The sequence below is a fragment of the Planctomycetia bacterium genome, from assembly GCA_021413845.1.
GTDB lineage: Bacteria > Planctomycetota > Planctomycetia > Pirellulales > PNKZ01 > PNKZ01.
In genome coordinates this window covers 1-19,147 of the sequence record JAIOPP010000132.1, presented here as the reverse complement: position 1 = coordinate 19,147, position 19,147 = coordinate 1, and the positions used below count along the sequence as shown (strand labels likewise).

Below are 19,147 nucleotides of genomic sequence, written 5' to 3'. Positions count from 1 at the left end.
ACTAGAAGTAGTTTCAAAACCGTCTGAGGGTGATGACGAGGCAGGCGAGTTGAACGAATCCGAGGAACAGATTTTCGTGATGTTCGTAGCGTGTGACCAGTCGCCGGAAGTTCTGCAGCCAGGAGATCGACCGTTCGATCTTCCAGCGGTGTCGGTAGCGGCGCAGCGCGCGGCCGTCCTGCAGCGGGGGCTTGATGCGGTTCACGCGATGCGGACAGATGAGCCGGATGCCGCGCTTCATGAGGCGTTCGCGGAGCGGATCGCCGTCGGCCGCGCGATCGTAGATCAAACGCGTCGGCAAGCGGCGCAAGCGGCGGCGCTCCAAGAGGGGCTCGATCAGCGTGATCTCGTGCGGGCTCGCGCTCGTGACGTGCGCGCCCCAGGGAAGCCCTCGTCCGTCGGACAAGAGCATGATCTTCGTCCCCTTGCCGCGCTTGGTCTTCCCTACGCAGCCGCCCCTTTTTTCGCGGCCGCGAACGTTCCGTCGGCCAACGATTGCTCGGCGTCGAACGTGCCGCGACGCTCGAGCGCGCGGAGCAGTTGCGACCAAGCCCGTTCCCAGAGCCCGCTCGCGGTCCAGTCCCGATGCCTGCGCCAACAAGTCGCCGGCGACGGATACCGCGGCGGCAAGTCGCGCCACCGCGCACCGGTCCTGAGCACCCAGAGAATCCCCTCGAAGCACGCCCGCGCCGACGCACGCGGTCGGCCGCCGGCAGGCGAAGCGGGAGGATCTCGGAAGTGTGCGGCGATCAATAACCATCGCTCGTCAGTGAGTTCGAACCGGGGTTCCGTCCTGGGACCCGCCGAAACGCACGTCGCTTCGAACGGTAAAGCTTGCGACATCGATGACCTCCTGATAGTCATCCATACGCAAACCAATACGATCCTGTTTAGCTAGCAAACCAAGTTTTGAAACGCCCTCTAATCATTCGTTACTGAAGGAGCACGGACATGACGCAATCTTCGACGACTCTGGAACCGACATCGCAGCCGCTACGGACCTGGCGAGGCCCAGCGACGCAGTGGCGCAGCGAACTGCGCGAGCTCATCTCGAATTTCTTCAACGACACCGGCGACGGCATCTTCACGACCGGAGCGCCTTCGCTCGACTTGTCGGAAACGGCCGAGACTGTGCAAGTCCGGATGGATGCCCCGGGGGTGAAGCCCGACGATCTCGACATCCGGATCGCCGGCAATTTGCTGACGATCAGCGGGAAGCGAGAAGAAGAAAAAGAAGAGAAGGACCGGACGTTTCACCGCCTTGAGCGGAGCTGCGGCTCGTTCACCCGGACCGTGACGCTTCCCTGCGAGGTCGACCAAGCGAAAGTCGATGCGCAGTATCGCGAGGGCATTTTGACCGTCTCGATGCCGAAGACCGTCGAGGCCAAGGCGCTCAAGATCAAGGTCAAGTCCTAGCAACTTGCCGACCGTCACTCGCGTTCATCGCAGGCGATGCAGCTTGCGATGAACGGCTGGCGGCTCTTGCGAATCCGAATCGGTTCCGTTCCGGGCCAAAATGTTTCACTCCAGGCAGACGATCATGGCAACTCAAAAGATTCTCGTTCCCTGCGACTTTTCTAAAAGCGGCAGGGCGGCTTTCGAATACGCGACGAAGCTAGCTCGTGAAACCGGAACGCCGCTGATCATCGTGCACGTGCAGGAACTCCCGATGGTGTACGGCGAGGGTGCTTACTACTACGGCGTTCCGGAGCCCGATGCGAGCGAAATTCGAAAAATGCTTCACGACGTGCAGCCGATGGATCGCGACGTCGTCTTCGAGCATCGCTTGCTCGATGGCGACCCGGCCGCCCAAATCGCCGCGCTGGCGAAGGCTGAAGGCATCGATTTGATCGTGATGAGCAGTCACGGGCGCACCGGCCTGGGGCGAATGCTGCTGGGAAGCGTTGCCGAAGCGGTGATACGACGTGCCGACTGCCCGGTCCTGATCGTCAAGCCGACCGCGAATGCGGAGCCGTTACATGCCGGCGTCAGAGTCGCCGAGGAATCGATCGCGGAACGGAGTTGAGGCGCCGACAATCGACATTCTTACCTTTTACAACCTCAGAATAAGGATTTATCTATGCGTCGTATCTTTTCGATCGGACCGGCGATTCTCGTTCTCGCAGGCCTGAGCAGCGCTCCGCTTTCCGAGACGTCGCAAGCGGATGAAGTCGGCAACCAAGAGAAGGCGGCAAGCGTCTGGATGAAAAAGAAATTGGACTACTCCCAAGAGATCCTCGCCGGGATTGCGATCGCGGATTTCGACCGCGTCGCGGCGGCCGCCGCGAACATCAAGACGTTGAACAAAATCGAAGCCTTCGTCAGAGGCCGTAATCCCGCCTACAACGAGCAACTAAAGGCGTTTCAAGATTCCAACGAGGAAATTCTGCGACAGGCCGCCGCGAAGAACGTTGACGGCGCGGCGGCGGCGCTTTCGCAGATGACGACCAGTTGCATTCGTTGCCACAAAGTCTTGAGGGATCAGCCTGCGAAGTAGTTCGTCGAGATCGGTGTACCTTACTAACACTTCGATTTCATTCCGTGCGACACCGTAGTTGCCGAAGGGGCTATCGGGCTTGATGGCTTCCAACGTGACTGAGCAACGGATACTTGTGGCCCTCCGAGGAAGATCATGATGAGAATCAATGTTACATCCTGGCATGCCTTGCTCGACTACGGGACGGGAAGCCTCTTGTTGATCGGACCGTGGTTGTTCGGCTTCTCCGGCGATCTCCGCGCCACGCTGATCACACAAGCGTTCGGAGTCGCGATGATCGGATACAGCCTATACACCGACTACGAGCCGTCGTTTCGCCGCAAGATTCCTCTGTGGGTGCATCTCGGACTCGAGATGCTTTGCGGCGGCTTGTTGATCGGTACGCCTTGGATGTTCAGCTTTTCCGCCGTGACTTGGATTCCGCATCTCGTGATCGGTACGGTAACGGCGTCGCGCCCGGCCCTCTTGTTCATTGCGAAAAGGCTCGAACAGCGCATCGAGAACTCAGACGCAGGTCGAAAACAGCCGCGCAAACGAACGACGGCGGTATCGCGCTGATCGGCTAGATCTCGTCACTTCAGGCCGGGCTACGGTCTCGAACACTCCCCTCCAAGAGGAAGGCGCTCGTTCAGCACCGTGATGTCAATGCGATGACGACCCGCTAAGCATGCTCGTAATCCATCGAGGCACGTGCGTCGTTCGATCCGTCGCGAAGCCGCTTTCGAATCCGATGTTCTAAGTCGGCCGCTCCCAACGCTTCGAACGAGCGATTCGGCGGCAGCGTGATTCACTGTGCCGATTTCGCACACCTCTTCGCACGAAAGTGTGCGGAATGAGTATCGACGATCGTCAACGTCGTGCGAATGCGTATGCCAATCGTTCGCAAATAGCGGAAAACGTGATCTTCGGTGTCGATCCGATCCTCCGGCACTCGGTTTGCGATTGGGCTCCGGCATACTCGATCGACATCCGCCGAGGAGATGGCCTTGAAACGTTACGTCATGGCACTTGTACCCACGATTGCGCTGCTCGTCGTTGGTTGCGAACGGAGCGTGCCTCCGGCTCATGAGCCGAGTTCGGCCCTGACGTCGCTTTCGAAGGAAGACGTTGCCGATCCCGAAAAGCTTCGCAACGAAATCAACGAGCAGTTGCTCAAACACTGTGGAACTCCGCTTGAGCCGAAATTGATCGGACATCCGGAATCCATCGCCGAACATTTGGCATATGGTGCGGAAGTTTATCGGCTGCGATGCGCCGCTTGTCACGGAACGACCGGCTACGGCGATGGCCCGGCGGCAAAGACGCTTCTTCCGCTACCTCGCGATTACTCGAAGGGGATTTTTAAGTTCGTGTCAGTCGTCGACGGCGTGAAGCCGTTGCGCGACGACTTGATGCGAACGGTTCGTCGAGGGGCTCGCGGCACCTCGATGCCCGCATTCGGTTTGCTCCCGCAGGAAGATTTGGAAGCAGTCGTCGACTACGTCTTGGTGCTCACGCATCGGGGTGAGTTGGAATCGGCCCTGCGCGAGGCAGCCGTCGATGACGAGGAACCGATCACGGACGGGCTCGCCGATAAAGCTGCAAAGAGCATCGTCGCTAAGTGGGTCGTACCACGAGACAAGATCATCCATCCCATGACCGCCGAGCCGCCCTATACGTGGGCAAGTATTCAACAGGGAAAAGAAGCCTTTTCCGGCACGGGCGGTGTTTGCTTCAAGTGTCACGATCGTGACGGAAGCGCTCGCAATTTATTGGAAGTGGGCAAAGACCCCTGGGGACACGACGGTAAGGCCGCCGACCTGACGAGCGGCATGTTCCACGGCGGTGCGACGTCGCTCGATATCTATCGCCGGATCTACGGCGGCGTGAAGCCGATGCCTGCCTTCGCCAATGCCTATGCCAAGGATCCGGACGTGCTTTGGCATCTCGTGCATTATGTGCAATATGTCTCGGGAGCGCGGCGCCGCGAACTTCTCGATAAGCAAGCCCCCGTCGTCTCGACTTCGCCGGAGTCGCCCGGCGCCGCGAAGACCGATGGTGAATGACGTCCGATCGTCGCCGAAGCACCGCCCCCAGCCGACTCCGTTCGAGGTAGACCCATGACATCCGACAAACAGCGCTGGATCGCCGACGTCGGCGAAGAAGCCGACGAGCGTCGACAGAAGACGCTTGAACTTGAGCAACTAAAGATCCGTGCCGACATCCTTGAACGCGAACTCGCGGCCATGACGCCCGTTAGCGGCGGATTCACCGGTTACTACACGGCTTACTACGCAACCACGGGTTTTATGCTCGGAATTTTCGGCGCCTGCACGAGCCTGCTCTTCAATATCCTCGGCTCGTTACTCGTCTCATCCTCGGGCGGCCACGAACAACATCCTCTGAGGTTGATTCAAGTTTATCTGACGTTTCCTCTCGGCGAACGAGCCCAGCATATCGACGGTGGTTTGACGCTCGTGATCGGCTGCTGCCTCTATCTCGCCACCGGAATGGTGCTCGGAATGCTGTTTCACTTGTTCCTGACTCGCTACACGATGGGCACCACCCTCGGAAAACGCCTCTTGGTCGTGACGTTGTTGTCGCTCGCCGTGTGGATCGTGAACTTTTACTGCATCTTGTCTTGGTTGCAGCCGCTGCTGTTCGGCGGACGTTGGATCGTCGACATGATTCCGCCATGGGTCGCCGCCGGAACGCATCTCGTGTTCGGCTGGACCATGGTGCTTGTTTATCCCTGGGGCTTGTATGTCCCTTATCACGTGGAATCGGTGAAGGAATGAATGCGTCGGTCGTCGAAACTTCTCAAGCTTCGGAGCCGCTGGTCGACATCGATCGCCTCGTCGATCGGCGGATCGTGCTGTGGTACTACTTCGCAGCGCTCACCTACATGGTGATTTCCATGTTGGGAGGCCTGTTGATGGCGCTACAGCTCGTGCGCTGGAACGAACTGCAAGGGATCGAGCATCTCTCGCCGGGGCGTTGGCGCATGGTGCATACCAACGCGATCGCCTACGGCTTCTTGGCCAACGCCTTTCTCGGAACTTTGCATTGGGCGATTCCACGGCTGACGATGCGCCCCGTGCTGAACAAGGGGCTGTCGTACTTGATCTTCACCGCGTGGCAAATCGTCGTTCTGGCGACCGCCGGAGGGATCTTGCTCGGCCATGCTCAGGCCGTGGAATGGGGCGAAACTCCCGTCTGGATCGATCCCGTCGCACAACTCGGATTGTTGCTCGTGGCAATCAACTTCATGGCGCCGATCATGAGCTCGCGCGGTCCCATGTACGTCTCGCTGTGGTACTTCATGGCGGCCTTCGTCTGGACGTTTCTCACCTACGCTATGGGAAACTTCATTCCGCAATATGTCGTTTGCGGCACGAACGCCGGAGCGATCGCCGGACTCTTTATCCATGATCTCGTCGGGCTGTTCGTCACGCCGTTCGGCTGGGGGCTGATGTACTACTTCGTGCCGATCCTCTTAAAGAAGCCGATCTGGAGTCACGGTCTGTCGCTCGTCGGATTCTGGGGCTTGGCCTTCTTCTACCCGCTGCAAGGTATTCACCACTTCCTTTACACGCCGATCCCGATGTTCCTGCAATACGGCGCGGTCATCTCCACGATCGCCGTCGAGTTCGTCGTCGCTACGGTGATCGTCAACTTCTTCGGCACGCTCTACGGCTCGGGCCGAGAACTCACGACGAACATACCGCTGCGCTGGTTTTATACGGGCATGATTCTGTACTTCGTCACCTGCTTTCAATGCGCGCTGCAAGTCACGCTGACGTTTCAAGCATTGATTCACTTCACCGATTGGGTCGTCGGCCACGCCCACTTGGTAATGTTCGGCGTATTCAGCCAATGGCTCATGGGCATCATGACGTATCTGATTCCGCGTCTCTCCGGCAAGCCGTGGTACAGCCGAAAGCTTTGCGAGTGGCACTACTGGTTGTCGGTCGTCGGCATCGTCGTCATGTTCACCGATCTGACTCTGGCCGGGCTATTTCAAGGTTGGTCGTGGGCCGGCATGCAGTATTGGGATCATTCTACGCAAGTCTCCGAGCCGTTCTGGATCGTCCGTGTGTTCGCCGGGCTTTCAATGTTCGGAGGGATTCTGGTCTTCATCTACAACATCTTCCGCACGCTCACCGGTCCGAGCGCGGCGGCGGTCGAAGCGTCGGTTCCGACGGCGATTTAGCGTTTCGAAGCTCAAGGCAACAGCGGTAGGTCACCATGTTCGAAAGTAAAGCAGGCGTACTATTCATCGGCGGTATCGGCTTCTTCGTCCTGGCGTTCGTCGCCAACGCCGCGGTTCCGATGCTTATGTATCGCGACATCCCCGAGCAATCGGCGCGCGAGGTCGTGAATGCCAATACGGTTTATCAGTTCGAGGATCTCGAACGCCGCTTCCCTGAGAGTTTCCGCAAGCACGTCGGCGACCTCAAGCAAGCCAAGTGGACCGACGACGCGCGACGCGACGCGATCGCCGCACTGCTGAAGGAAGGTCGCAACATCTACGTCGGTGAAGGTTGTTGGCACTGTCATAGCCAATTCGTGCGGCCCGTCTCGAACGAGTCCTTACGCTACGGCCCGGTCGCAAAATCGGAGGAATACCAGAATGAGTTGCAACGCCCGGTCCTGTTCGGTACGCGACGCGTCGGGCCCGACTTGTCGCGCGAAGGTGGGCGCCGGACGAGCGATTGGCACGCCGTGCACTTCTTCGATCCGCCGTTGCTTTCGCCCAAGTCGCCGATGCCGCGCTACACATGGTTCTTCGAAGGCGAAGCCGGCAAGCCGAATCGTCGAGGAATCGCGGTGATAATGTACGTGCAATGGCTCGGCTCGTGGCTCGAAAGCTATCCCTATTACGAAGACTACGTGCCGGTCGACGATTTGAATCCGGAACCACACGGAAACTAATTCCCACCCCCCTTTCACGATGCCACCACAAGGACTATGCGCATGTTACGAGCCGCAAACCCTGAGGAACGTCCGCAGCCGCCGAAGCGGAATCGGGCGTGGGCGATCCTCACGATCATCTTCTTCATCGGGCCGGCGATGTACGGCTTCGGGACGAAGTTCTACGAACTCGTGCGCGTCTTTCAGGGTGATCCGGCAGGCGCCTTCGCGGTCACGCCGATCGTAAATTATCTGCTCGCGAGCTTCGGGTTCGTATTGCTTTTCGGTTGGGCGGCGCGCAACGGCATGTTCCGCGATATCGAATGCCCGAAGTTCGAGATGTTGGAAAACGAGCGACGACTCGACACCTTGGAACGCTAGACGATTCTCTCCTCGCAACAAAGCAAGCTCTCATGTCGACTTCCGATCCTCATTCGCCGCAAGCCGAACACCGCCATCACGCCTACGTGACGAATCGCATTCCGTGGTACGTTCGCGCGGTGTGGATCGGCTTCTGGGTCTTCGCGGTGTACTACACCGTCACGTATCTTTTTCCGACTCTGCAAAAAGAGCTCGTCATTCCACCAACGTCCAGCACCGCGACGAATTAGTCGAACCCTGCGAGTCGGCACGCTTCCGGGTGCCGAGACCCATACGATGACGCCATCGGTGTATTGCGATCATTGCGGCTTACCGGTGCCGGGCCGGCTAGCGGAGGATATCGGCGATCCGACGAGCAAGATCGCCGAGCCCAAGTATTGCTGCTTCGGCTGCCGCTTCGCCGCCGACATGGCTCTCGACAAGACCGGTGAGCGAGACGGCACGGGCGCATTCTTTCGGCTGGCGCTGTGCATTTTTCTGTCGCTCAACGTCATGGTCTTTACCATGCTCCTTTGGACGCAAGACGTCTACGACCCGGAGAAGACCGGCGTGCCGTCGGCCGTCTCGCTATGGGCCGTTTCTCGATACCTCTGCATGCTGTTTTCGCTGCCGGTTCTGTATTTGCTCGGCCTCCCCGTTGCGGAAGAGGCCTGGAAGTCGCTTCGTCGCGGCGCACCGTCGACCGATCTGCTGCTGATCGTCGGCACCGTCGCCGCTTTCGCCTACTCCATCGTTTCGACGGTGCGGTCGGAAGGTCCGGTTTACTATGAAGTCGGTTGCGCCGTCCTCGTCTTGGTAACCATCGGACGCTGGCTGGAAGCGCGCGGCAAACAAGAAGCCACGACGGCGCTCGATAGCCTGGAGAAGCTTCTTCCCGCGATCGTTCATCGGCGGGAAGCCGGCGAACTGATCGACGTCCCGCTCGATACCGTGTCGATCGGCGACCGGCTGTTCGTTCGGGCCGGAGAACGTATTCCGACCGACGGACGCATCGTCTCCGGCTTGGCCTCGATCGACACGCAGCTTCTCACCGGCGAGAGTCGGCCTCAAGTGGTCGAAACGGGAGATCCCGTGATCGGCGGCACCCTCAATCTCGACGGCGGGCTCACGATCGAAGCCACCGCGGAGCCGCGCGGAGGGACGCTCGAACGCTTACTCGAATGCATCCGCACGGCTCGAATGCATAAAGGCCGCTATCAGCGATTAGCGGACCGAATCGCGGCGGCGTTTCTTCCCGTCGTCGTCGTCGTGGCGATCGGGACGTTCGCTTACCACACGGTCTACTCCGGGCTCGATCAAGGACTCCTGGCAGCTTTGGCCGTCGTATTGATCGCGTGCCCCTGCGCCTTAGGCTTGGCCACGCCGATGGCCGTATGGGCGGCGATGGGAACCGCCGCGCAAGCGCAAGTCCTCTTTCGCCACGGCGAGGCGCTCGAGCGGCTGGCCGAGACCCGCGTGCTCGCCTTCGACAAGACAGGCACTCTGACCGACGGCTGCCCGACCGTCGATCGATTCGTGATACGTGAAGGGACAGATGGCGACGAGCTGCTCGCTCGCATCGCATCCGCCGTGGCCACTTCCAACCATGAGTTCTCGCAGGCCGTGCGGCGATATTGCCTGGCACATGGCTCCAAGACCGGCGCGGCTTGTGAAACGCAGACTCTGCCGGGACGCGGACTCGTAGCATCGTTCCGAAACGTCGACGATATGCTCTATCTCGGCAGTCTACGAATGATGCAAGAACACGGATTCGCGCCGAGCCCGAGCATCCATGAAGCGATCCGCGTAATGAGTGATGAGGGATTGTCGCTCGTGTGCGTCGCCCGACACCTGACCGTGTGCGGAGTTTTCGGCTTGCGCGAGGAGCTTCGCTCGAATGCGCGAGAAGCGATTGCCGAAAGTCGGATGTTGGGATGCCTCATCACGGTTCTCAGCGGCGACCACGCCGAGCGCGGGCGGGCGCTGAGTAGGCTCCTCGACGTCGACGTAAAGGCCGAGTTGCTTCCGGCGGATAAGCTCGATGCCGTGCATGAGCTACGACTGGCGTTCGGCCCGACGGTGATGATCGGCGATGGCATCAACGACGCGCCGGCGCTCTCGGCCGCCGACGTCGGGATCGCTCTCGGTTGCGGTGCCGACGTCTCCCGTCAGTCGGCCGACATCTGCCTGCTCGGGAATGATCTCTCTCGAATCCCTTGGGCGATTCGCTTGTCGCGTCAAACGGTGCGGATCGTGCGACAGAATCTCTTTTGGTCATTCTTCTACAACGCGTTCGGCGTCGGCCTCGCCGCAACAGGTTGGTTGAATCCTGTGTGGGCGGCCGCAGCGATGGCTATCAGCGGGTTGACTGTCGTCGCCAATTCGCTGCGACTCGCACCTCAAGCGACCGGTGTCACGACCGGATCGCTCGGTTCAATCATCCGCTCGCCTCAGGAGCGAATCGCCGTATGACCGATCTCTCGCTCGTGCTCATCGGTGGTCTGCTCGGCTCATCGCACTGCGTCGGCATGTGCGGCGGCTTTGCCGTGGCTCTCGGTACCGGCGCAACGACTTGGCGCGAGAATCTTCTGCGCCAGTCGATGTACGGTGTTGGGCGCATCTTTACCTACACGACACTGGGTGCTGCAGCAGGTTTCGGTGGGCGAAAGCTCGTCCTCTCGACGAGCTTGTTCAACGTCCAAGCCGTGTTGGCGATTGCGGCCGGGCTGCTGCTCGTCTCGCAAGGGTTTCGAGCTACAAGCCTTTGGGAAACCCTTAAGCAACGCTTCCGCCGATCACGTACCATCGCGAATTCGCAGCCACTCGTTCTCGCATCGGCGAACGCGGATCGTCCGCCGGGTTTTAAATTACCGATCTGCTTACAACCGAGTCTGTTGGGATCGCTTTTACGCAGGTCGGGTATAGGCGGGCCGTTGCTCGGCGGCGTGATGACCGGTTTCCTTCCTTGCGGACTTGTCTACGCGATGTTGGCGTTGGCCGTGAGCAGCGGCAACCTTGCCGATGGCGCACTTACGATGATCTGCTTTGGTGCTGGTACGCTACCGCTCATGATCGGGCTCGGGCTCGGAGCATCGTTGGTCGGCTTAGCGAATCGCCGTCGCATGTTCGAACTCGCCGCTTGGTGCATCGTCGTCACGGGCGGTTTGTCGCTGGCCCGCGGAGCTTATGCTCTGACGTTGCCGTTCCAGACATTGACGGAGCCGGCGACTCCGACATGTCCGCTGTGTAAACCCGCGGCAGAGTCGCTGCCCACCCAGTGCGACTCTGCCGCGTTACGGGAATAGCGAAGCGTCTTAGAAGCGAAGACATAGGTCGACATAGAGCCGAGATTGCAGCAAGTCGCGACGCTCGGTAAGCGGGTACTCCCAGCAAACACCGGTTTCGTTCATCCGTCCGAAACGATATCGCATCCCAAGCGAGCCGGTGACGACGTCGTTGCCACCCACGCCCGAGGCACCGAGGTTCATCAAGTCTTGTCCTTCGAAATTCACCGGCAACGTGTTGCCTGCATCGAACCAATGAAACCAGTTCACACCGCTTAAGAGGTAAATTCGCTCGGTGACCTTCACATCCCATTGGTTGGACCAATACCACATCGAAGATCGAGCTTGGGTATCCGTCGGCAAGCGAAGGCCCGAGCCGCTGACCCAATGCGCGATGCCGCCGAATAGAGCCTGCCCTGCACTGGAGAAAAGATGGAACTCGCCGTCGCCGCGACCTTGGAACACGCGATGGGCACCGACATCCAATTCAAACGTTCCGCCGATGCTCACGATCGTTTCGGTGTCGGGATTACGAAACAAATTGTATTTCAAACCGGCAGCGACATCCGCAAACCCTTGCGAGGACGGCACGGCCGGATTGACGGGATTGAGCCAAATGTATCCATCTTTGTTCGCGATAATCGAGAGTCGCTGGGTCAGCGCGACGCGAATCTGTGCGGCAACGACCTGCGCGCTTCCTCCTTGTAGCACCGGATTGTTCGAAGGAATCCATTGATTGACGAAAAGAAACCGAACCTCGGTGAGCGTCCGCGGATCTTCGAAGAAGAGCGGATTGCTCGCGGGAGAGATAAAGTCGCCGAAAGCATAATCGCTATGGGCGAACAGACCCAGTAATCGACCGTTGTCGGCGACGAGCGAAGCATCGATCAATCGAGCGCCCTCGGAGAGCGAAATCGGTTTGTCTTCCAGGGTCGTGAAGTCGACCGGTCGGCCGGCATTAGTGGTCGCCAAAGACATATCTTGAGCGAACGGATCGGTGCGGAGCTCGTCGAACGGCGAAGCGGCGTTTGCCGCAACGGTAAAAAGTACCGCGAAAAGTGTGAACGACGCTCGAAAGTATCGAATCGAAGTCGTAGACATCGATAACCTCCCTGCGAACCAAAAGCCGGCGGAATCGGCAGGTCGATCCCGCTCTTCCGATGATGAGGATCGCCGCTGAATTTGTCTTCGTCGTGATTGAATTAGCGCTGGAGTGAAACGATCGCGACCGGATGTTTTGACAAGTTCGCACATTTAGGCCGGTACAAGTGTGCGAGAACGACCCAGTCTCGCATGGAAAAGCCGTTAGAATCGACTACGGTCGCGACGCGCCGTCAGAGCAATGCATGTCCAGGCGGACGACGGGGTCAGTCCCACCTTTCGAGGTCCGAATCCATGTCGCGGACGATTCTCAACTTCTTACTAGACACGCTCCTTTTGGGCGTTTTCTCTCTTTTGGTCGTTGCAACCGTGGTGGTGCGCTTCGTGTTTCCGCCGGGAACGCAAGCCGAGCGGTGGACCCTGTGGGGGCATGGCTACGACGCTTGGGTCGGATTGCAGTTCAACATCCTCGCAGCGCTGTCGCTCGGAATTCTGATCCACGTCATGCTGCATTGGAGTTGGATCTGCGGCGTTGTTGCAACCCGGCTTTCAAAATGGCGAGGAAAAACGATTCGCATCGACGAGGCCAGTCAAACGATTTACGGCGTCGGTCTGCTGGTCATATTGTTCACGGTGATCGGCATGTTCGTCGCCGTCGCCGCTCTGCAGATCAAATCGGACAAGAACCGATCGTCGGCAGTGAATGAAGCGACTCGATCCGTTTACGAATCGTCGATTGCGTGTTTCAGCGCAAACGCGAAGGGATCGGGTCCGTAATTTAGGAGTCACCTATCTCGTTCATCTTCATCGCCGCTTGGTCCGAAGAGATGCAAGGCCGCTCAGATCGACCTCGAATGAATGCGAGCGACGAGGGCAGTGATATTGTCGTATCCACCCGATCGATTCGCTTCCGCGATCAAACTTTTACAGGCTCGCTTAGGATCGTTCTCAAGCTGAAGAACGGCGGCGATCCGTGCTTCCGGAACCATCTCAGTAAGTCCGTCGGAGCAAAGTAGCAGTACGTCGTCGGGATGTAGTTCGAGGTGGTGCAATTCGACTTTAACACCCCGTTCTTTGCCACCGAGGATATTGGTGACTACATTTCGCCAGGGATGGCCGGCGACACTTTCCGCCGGGATCATTCCCAGCCGAGCCATCTCGGCGCTCATAGTGTGATCCTGAGTCAACCGCTGCAGCTTTCCGCCGGAATACAGATAGCAGCGGCTATCGCCGGCATGAGCCACGAACAGCTGCCAATCGACTGCGAAGGCCATCGTCATCGTCGTGCCCATGCCCTGCCATTCCGGATGGCCGACCGTTTCCTCGAAAATGCGTGAGTCGGCCTGACGAAGTGCATCTTGAAACCCACGTAGTGCGTCTTGCTCCTCACTGTTTTGGAGGTTCGAGAAGCGCTTGAGCGTGTTCAGCAAGAAATCCTCGATCGCCTTCACGCCGAGGCCGCTGGCGACTTCTCCGGCCAGACTACCGCCGACTCCGTCGGCAACCAGAAAAACATAAGCCCGATGAGAGCTCAGGCTCGTCTTGGCTTGCGGAATATTCGTGTGCTGAACCTGCAGCGTTCTCACAAGCTCCGCAATGGAGAAACAATCTTCGTTGCGGTCACGTTTTCGCCCGCGGTGGCTAAGGCCGAAGCTACGCACTTCAAACGACGGACGTGGCTTCTCATCGCCGGTATTCTCTGGAGCAAACATCGAATGACCGCAAGCGTTCAGATAGGAAGACGGAGCTGCCGCCGAGCTAATACCGAAACCAATGAGACTTTCACACTCCCGGTTCGTTGGCCTGAGTACCCTTTTGGTACTCCGTATAGACGTAGACAGGGATATTGAGCTCACCCAAATGCGTGCGGATCAACGGTAGCACCTCGTTCCAATTCAATCCGCCGACACCGGTCGCCAACTTCGGCAGAGCGACGCTCTTGATCTGTTCCTTCTCTAACTCATGCCGTAGTCGCTTAAGGCAATGGTTGACGTTGGAAGCCTTGGCCTTGCCTGGCTTCGCCCCATGATCGTGGTCGCCTTCTTGAGTCAGCAAGTTGAAGACTCGAACACCGAAACCGCCCCAGGTCCAGATTTCACCGGGCTTAGGATGAGTCTGATGTGCGTAGTGTCGAAAATCCTTCACCATCGTCGGCCACTTTTCGTGCAAGGCGGCAGCGAGTCCATGGTCGAAGTGGTCGTTCGGAGCGACGCCGTGGGCGATGGCTTGTGCCTTCGTGAGTAGAATGTCGCCGGAAACCTCGTGTATCATGGTGTTCTCTTGTGGTCGGTGGATTCGAAGTGCAAAAATTGAGCGGATAAACGTTTGCTGCGAAATTTGCGGTCGAGCGGATCGAAGGCGAGCGGCTTTGCACCGACAAGTGACGTTTCCGCACACTTCGAAAGCCGAGCGCGCGGAGTAAGTCTCGTTTCTTCGAGTCTTTGCCTTCAAGGAAGCTCGCGACGGCTAATATACGCAAGCCGTATGCCGAAGCGGTCGGAATCGCATTCCGCGATCATGAACGTGACTAATCGAACGGCGGCTCGGGCTTTTGCTTCTTGCCGTTCATTCCGTGGCCGACCGGATGTTCCGTTCCCCGGAGATCGGCGGCGAACGCTTCTTCCTCGTAGCCCAAACGTACTTCGAATTCCGTCAACAAATCCTCTTCGGTCGAACGCTTCGAATGCGTGCGGTCGGTAGCCTTGCTGCCTACTTGCACGTCGAACCGGAACTTGCTCGGCGACTGTCCCGTTCTCTCGACATAGTTCCGGAGCGTCTTGAGGTTCGGGAAGCAGTTGTTCTCGTCCGGTTCTCCGGAAAGCCGTCGCATCGCGACGCCGTGGTACTTCGCATCCAGCTCGGCGCCCATGAAGTGGCGTCCGTGGTCACGCGCCACGATGGCGACGGTTCACGTACCCATGTACGGATCGAAGACCACGCCGCTCTTCGACGTCGTCGCCAGTACTATGCGGGCGATCATGTCTTCGGGAAATCGGCACGGGTGGATCGTCTGCTCGTCGTGGTTGTGCTTCACGTTCTGAAAGAGCCAGATGTCGCCGAGGTTCTTCCCGTCAGGATTGCAGGAAAGCTCGCCCTTCTTGTTGCCTCGGAAATGCTTCTTGTTTTGTCACTTCTGCGGAACTCGGGTTGCATCGAGATCGAAGACGTATTCATTCGACTTCGTGAACCAAAGAATCGTCTCGTACCGTCCGGAGAACTTGTTTTCGCGTGCAGGCCGTGCTGTCATGCTCAGGGGATGCGCTTCCGCGGGATCAGGCTTAATAACTCAAGGATCGGGAAAAACCGAATATCGACTGGGATCAGCATGCCCTTATCGGAGAAAGAGCCGACAGAAGATCGAGCCGGTAGGCTTCAGAATGCGGACACACTCTGCGAGGATCTTCCCGTGGACGTATTCGCGCGTGTCTTCCTCGCGATCCATCTCTTTGAAATACGCGGCGATCTTCGCTTCGAATTCTTCGACGGATGCGAATTTCAGGGGACGGCCGACGGGCTGCGTTTCGTCAGCATCAGCAATAGGTGAAATCAGACATGCCCGAACCGTAGCACTTTCCGTCTATATTTGTCCACAACACCGATACGTTGGAACTTTGCAGGGTGGTCCGGCGTCGAAGCCTCCGTGCTTCGCCATGCCAAACACTACGGGTCAGATCATGAACCGCATCCTCGCATCTTTCTGCTTTCTCTTCCTGTTCGCTTCTCCATCTTTCGCCGACGAGCCATACGCCCCGCCCGTCAAAGATCCGGCCGAGACGATCTTGGCGCAGATGAAAGACAACTGGAAGACGCCGCAACGTCTTACGTGGCGGATCGCCTATCATCCCGTCAAGGCGATGGAAGACGTCAGCTCATGGCATATCGAAGGGACAAGGTTTCATGTCCGCCTGTATCCCGAGACGCCGAAGCTCGACGACCTCGACAAAACGATCGTCTATGAACTGGACGCCGTCGCCCTTAATCAGGGCTTCGGGGTGATCAGCTTCTACGTCTATCGGCTTAGGAAGGTGAAGTAGGCCGCCTAACGTCTTCGCCTCGCCGCAATTCATCATGGGAAGGAGTTCGTTATGACCTAACGAGTCACGTTCGCCGCTGTTGCACTTTGTGTCCTCGGGATCGGTGCGGAGCAGGCTTCGGCGACGAAGAGAGCTACGGTGATCGTGCGAATTCGCATGGCTGATCGGCTAGCGAATGAGAGTGCGCAGCAAGCATTCCTAAGGGAAATCCATTAACACTCATCGACCACCGCAACCGCTACATACAGAAACGAAGGCAACGGCGGCAAGGTCGCCGCATGCACGACAGTGCCGGCGGAGTCAGTGAGAGGTCGACGCTCACGACCCGGCACACGACGTCGTCTGCACCGACCAGAGAACCTACGTTCGGATCGACCGGTGGACGGTGTTCTGGATGCGTTACGATCGGCGACCCGTAATCAATAAATTGCAGTATGAACTGTTCGTGAAATTCGTGAACGGACCGGAACGTCGTTTCGAACAGGTCTTGTCGGAAGCGATGAAACGATAGCGACGCGCGTTTCAACCGACGACCGACTCGACATGTCGGTAGGGGTTTCTTAGATCAACACGTCGCGGATGACGGAGCCGCGACTGATCGGCAACGGACGACCCCGGGGATCGTGCATCAGCGAGTCGGGATGATAGCCGAGGCAGTGATAGATCGTGGCCCAAAGGTCGGCCGGCGTGACGGCATCGCGGGCCGGCTCGCCGCCGTGAGCGTTGGACGCGCCGAAGACCGTGCCGCGGCGAATGCCGGCTCCCGCCAGGGCGATCGAGAAGCAACGTCCCCAATGATCGCGACCGCCGGCACCGTTGACGCGCGGTGAGCGTCCGAACTCGCCGGTCCAGACGACGAGCGTCTCGTCGAGCAAGCCGCGCGCTTCGAGATCTTCCAGCAGCGCCGAGTAGGTCTGATCCATCATCGGCATAAGCACGTCGCGGGCTTGCTTATGATGGTTGGCGTGCGTGTCCCAGCCGCTGCTCTGCAAGGCCTTCACGCGCGTCCAATTGACCTGCACGAGCGAGACGCCGGCTTCGACGAGGCGCCTCGCCAGGAGCGTGCTCTGGCCGAAGCGCGTCCGGCCGTAGCGATCGCGCGTCGCTTCCGTCTCGGCTTTGATGTCGAACGCGCCGCGCGACTCCGACGACGTGAGCATGTCGACGGCTTGCCGCGCGTAGAGATCGTAAGGAGCGCTCCCGGCCGACTCGCTCCAGCGATCCAAGCGACGGTTGAGCCCAGCGAGCAGCTCACGACGTCCGTTGAATCGCGGTTGCGTCAGTTCTCCGGGCAAGCTCAAAGCCGGCACCTGAAACGAAGCTTCCGAAGGATCGCAAGGAATGAGCCACGGATCGTGCTTCAAGCCGAGGAAGCCGGCGTCTTGGCCCGGCCAGGAGATATTGCCGTCGTTCCAAACATGCTCGGGGAGTACGATCGACGCGGGGAGCTTGTCTCCGGCGGCACGGAGCGACTTGACGATCGCGGCGGCGCACGGCGCGATATTCGGCGCTTTCTTCGTCGCGTTCTCGACGCCGAGCGGTATATGAGGCACGCCGGTGAGCATCTGATAACCGCTCGACGAGTGGCTGTTGTCGCCGGTGATCATCGAGCGAATCACGGCGAGCCGATCGGTCAGCTTCGCCGTCCGCGGCATGAGCTCGCCGACTGAGAGGCCGGACAGTGCCGAGGAGATCGGCTTGAACTCGCCGCGCACTTCCGACGGAGCGTCGGGCTTAGGATCCCAGGTATCGTGCTGCGACGGGCCGCCGAGCAGGAAGAACAAGATCACCGACTTCGCGCGGCCGAACGAAGCGGCGGATTCGGGAAGCGGCGAGTTCGACGGTGCCGCCCAACCCGAGCTGGGACGGGATGCGGAGCCGAAGGCCGCCAACGAAATCCCGCCGGCACCGCCGATGCGCAGCGCCGCACGCCGCGAGAGCGTCGTGAACGGAGCGGTGCGAGGGTCGTGTGATTCGGGCATGTGAAGCGATCCGAAGTAACTGGTTAACCCGCTTAGGCGAATAAGCCGTCGATGATTCGGCCGTCTGCGATCGGAGTAGGTCGCGGGAGTCGCGGGAAGTATGTTGCATGGGGATCGATCCCCAGCGCGTGATAGATCGACGCCGCAACGTCGCCCGGTGTGTAAGGTCGCGTTGCCGGGACGGCTCCGTTCCGATCCGTCGCGCCGATCACCACACCACGCCGAATCCCGGCGCCGGCCATGAGGACACATCCGGCGTTCGGATAGTGATCGCGGCCGCCATCTTTGTTGATGCGCGGCGTACGACCGAATTCCCCCATGACCACGACGAGAGTGGTGTCGAGCAGGCCGCGCTCGTCTAAGTCGTCGAGCAGGGTCGAGAGCGACATGTCCAGTTGCGGTAGGTTGCCCGGACCGCGATAGGAATGCCACTTGTAGCCGCTAGGTATCTGCGACGGCGTCGGTCCGAATGACATCATCGAATCGAAAAGGAGTTGATGATTGTCCCACGTCCCGTCGGTGGTTCCGTCGCCGAACAATCCCCCTTGGACCGCGTGATTGACGGTTACGAACCGCGCCCCGGCTTCGATCAAACGGCGCGCCATCAACACTCGCTGGCCGTAGATGTTCTGACCATAGCGTTCACGCAACTCGGTCCTTTCCCCTTCGAGGTTCATCGCTCGCGCGATCGCACCGCTGGTCAGGAGCGCGATCGCTTCTTCGCCGAACTTGTCATGCGCTTCGTAGGGGCCGGCACAGAGTTCGGCGAGCTTGTCGAGATTGTCCAATTGCGCGAGTAGGGAACGTCGATCCTCGAATCGATTCGTCGCGACGCTCAACTTGCTGAATTGCAGTTCGGGCGCGCGGGGATCCCCTTTGACGTTGAAGGGCTCGTAGGCCGCGCCGAGATATCCGGGCGGATCGGTGTAGCGGGCTGCGACGGGGATCCCGAAGTGCGCCGGAATGCCCTTCACTTTGTTGCCGCGCAGCGCCGTC

21 protein-coding genes and 1 pseudogene are annotated in these 19,147 nt (G+C 59.2%); 14 read left to right on the top strand and 8 right to left on the bottom strand.

Features of this window, described 5'->3' with window-relative positions:
- Positions 1-13: 13 nt before the first annotated feature.
- Together K8U03_22815 and K8U03_22810 are read right to left on the bottom strand one after the other, a co-directional pair.
- Positions 14-550: an IS5 family transposase gene (locus tag K8U03_22815; protein MCE9607730.1), complete on the bottom strand. Its 537-nt coding sequence runs from the start codon at positions 548-550 to the stop codon at positions 14-16.
- On the bottom strand, positions 445-843 hold the full coding sequence (locus K8U03_22810; protein ID MCE9607729.1) for a transposase: 399 nt from the start codon (positions 841-843) through the stop codon (positions 445-447). The genes K8U03_22815 and K8U03_22810 overlap by 106 nt, the downstream gene beginning before the upstream one ends.
- 108 nt (positions 844-951) lie before the next feature.
- Between K8U03_22810 and K8U03_22805 the strand changes: the two genes are divergently transcribed.
- The 12 genes from K8U03_22805 (at position 952) to K8U03_22750 (ending at position 11,055) form a co-directional block, all read left to right on the top strand.
- A complete protein-coding gene (locus K8U03_22805; protein MCE9607728.1) occupies positions 952-1,416 on the top strand; it encodes an Hsp20/alpha crystallin family protein in 465 nt (154 codons plus the stop codon).
- A gap of 124 nt (positions 1,417-1,540) precedes the next feature.
- Positions 1,541-2,026 (top strand): universal stress protein, encoded by a 486-nt coding sequence (locus tag K8U03_22800; protein ID MCE9607727.1) that lies wholly within the window; start codon positions 1,541-1,543, stop codon positions 2,024-2,026.
- A 54-nt stretch (positions 2,027-2,080) separates the two neighbouring features.
- Positions 2,081-2,497, top strand: coding sequence for a hypothetical protein (locus K8U03_22795; GenBank protein MCE9607726.1), 417 nt, complete (start codon positions 2,081-2,083; stop codon positions 2,495-2,497).
- 138 nt (positions 2,498-2,635) lie between these two features.
- On the top strand, positions 2,636-3,055 hold the full coding sequence (locus K8U03_22790) for a hypothetical protein (protein MCE9607725.1): 420 nt from the start codon (positions 2,636-2,638) through the stop codon (positions 3,053-3,055).
- A 443-nt stretch (positions 3,056-3,498) separates the two neighbouring features.
- On the top strand, positions 3,499-4,542 hold the full coding sequence (locus K8U03_22785; protein ID MCE9607724.1) for a c-type cytochrome: 1,044 nt from the start codon (positions 3,499-3,501) through the stop codon (positions 4,540-4,542).
- 54 nt (positions 4,543-4,596) lie between these two features.
- Positions 4,597-5,274 carry a hypothetical protein gene (locus K8U03_22780; protein ID MCE9607723.1) on the top strand — a complete coding sequence of 226 codons (678 nt, stop codon included), beginning with the start codon at positions 4,597-4,599 and terminating at the stop codon, positions 5,272-5,274.
- On the top strand, positions 5,271-6,689 hold the full coding sequence (locus K8U03_22775; protein ID MCE9607722.1) for a cbb3-type cytochrome c oxidase subunit I: 1,419 nt from the start codon (positions 5,271-5,273) through the stop codon (positions 6,687-6,689). The genes K8U03_22780 and K8U03_22775 overlap by 4 nt, the downstream gene beginning before the upstream one ends.
- A 35-nt stretch (positions 6,690-6,724) precedes the next feature.
- Entirely contained in the window at positions 6,725-7,411 is a 687-nt protein-coding gene (locus K8U03_22770) for a cbb3-type cytochrome c oxidase subunit II (GenBank protein ID MCE9607721.1), read from the top strand.
- Between the two features lie 42 nt (positions 7,412-7,453).
- Positions 7,454-7,771 (top strand): hypothetical protein, encoded by a 318-nt coding sequence (locus K8U03_22765; protein MCE9607720.1) that lies wholly within the window; start codon positions 7,454-7,456, stop codon positions 7,769-7,771.
- 32 nt (positions 7,772-7,803) lie between these two features.
- Positions 7,804-8,001, top strand: coding sequence for a hypothetical protein (locus K8U03_22760; GenBank protein ID MCE9607719.1), 198 nt, complete (start codon positions 7,804-7,806; stop codon positions 7,999-8,001).
- A gap of 46 nt (positions 8,002-8,047) precedes the next feature.
- The gene (locus K8U03_22755; protein MCE9607718.1) at positions 8,048-10,222 is read left to right on the top strand and encodes a heavy metal translocating P-type ATPase; all 2,175 of its coding nucleotides are present in this window, start codon (positions 8,048-8,050) and stop codon (positions 10,220-10,222) included.
- Positions 10,219-11,055, top strand: a complete 837-nt coding sequence (locus K8U03_22750; GenBank protein MCE9607717.1) for a sulfite exporter TauE/SafE family protein — start codon at positions 10,219-10,221, stop codon at positions 11,053-11,055. The genes K8U03_22755 and K8U03_22750 overlap by 4 nt, the downstream gene beginning before the upstream one ends.
- A 9-nt stretch (positions 11,056-11,064) precedes the next feature.
- On the opposite strand, the gene K8U03_22745 is transcribed toward K8U03_22750, so the two are convergent.
- Positions 11,065-12,135 carry a hypothetical protein gene (locus tag K8U03_22745; protein ID MCE9607716.1) on the bottom strand — a complete coding sequence of 357 codons (1,071 nt, stop codon included), beginning with the start codon at positions 12,133-12,135 and terminating at the stop codon, positions 11,065-11,067.
- Between the two features lie 294 nt (positions 12,136-12,429).
- On the opposite strand from K8U03_22745, the gene K8U03_22740 reads away from it, so the two are divergent.
- Positions 12,430-12,912, top strand: a complete 483-nt coding sequence (locus K8U03_22740) for a hypothetical protein (GenBank protein ID MCE9607715.1) — start codon at positions 12,430-12,432, stop codon at positions 12,910-12,912.
- A 62-nt stretch (positions 12,913-12,974) separates the two neighbouring features.
- On the opposite strand, the gene K8U03_22735 is transcribed toward K8U03_22740, so the two are convergent.
- From K8U03_22735 to K8U03_22725, 3 genes and pseudogenes are all read right to left on the bottom strand, one after another.
- Complete coding sequence (locus K8U03_22735; GenBank protein ID MCE9607714.1) at positions 12,975-13,847, bottom strand: SpoIIE family protein phosphatase; 873 nt, start codon at positions 13,845-13,847, stop codon at positions 12,975-12,977.
- 70 nt (positions 13,848-13,917) lie between these two features.
- Positions 13,918-14,406 (bottom strand): macro domain-containing protein, encoded by a 489-nt coding sequence (locus K8U03_22730; protein MCE9607713.1) that lies wholly within the window; start codon positions 14,404-14,406, stop codon positions 13,918-13,920.
- A gap of 256 nt (positions 14,407-14,662) precedes the next feature.
- Positions 14,663-15,577, bottom strand: a pseudogene (locus K8U03_22725) (site-specific DNA-methyltransferase).
- A gap of 208 nt (positions 15,578-15,785) precedes the next feature.
- On the opposite strand from K8U03_22725, the gene K8U03_22720 reads away from it, so the two are divergent.
- Complete coding sequence (locus tag K8U03_22720) at positions 15,786-16,169, top strand: hypothetical protein (protein MCE9607712.1); 384 nt, start codon at positions 15,786-15,788, stop codon at positions 16,167-16,169.
- 560 nt (positions 16,170-16,729) lie between these two features.
- On the opposite strand, the gene K8U03_22715 is transcribed toward K8U03_22720, so the two are convergent.
- Positions 16,730-18,151, bottom strand: a complete 1,422-nt coding sequence (locus K8U03_22715) for a DUF1501 domain-containing protein (protein MCE9607711.1) — start codon at positions 18,149-18,151, stop codon at positions 16,730-16,732.
- A gap of 32 nt (positions 18,152-18,183) precedes the next feature.
- Positions 18,184-19,147 (bottom strand): DUF1501 domain-containing protein (locus tag K8U03_22710; GenBank protein ID MCE9607710.1); only part of this gene is annotated, 964 nt, incomplete at its 5' end.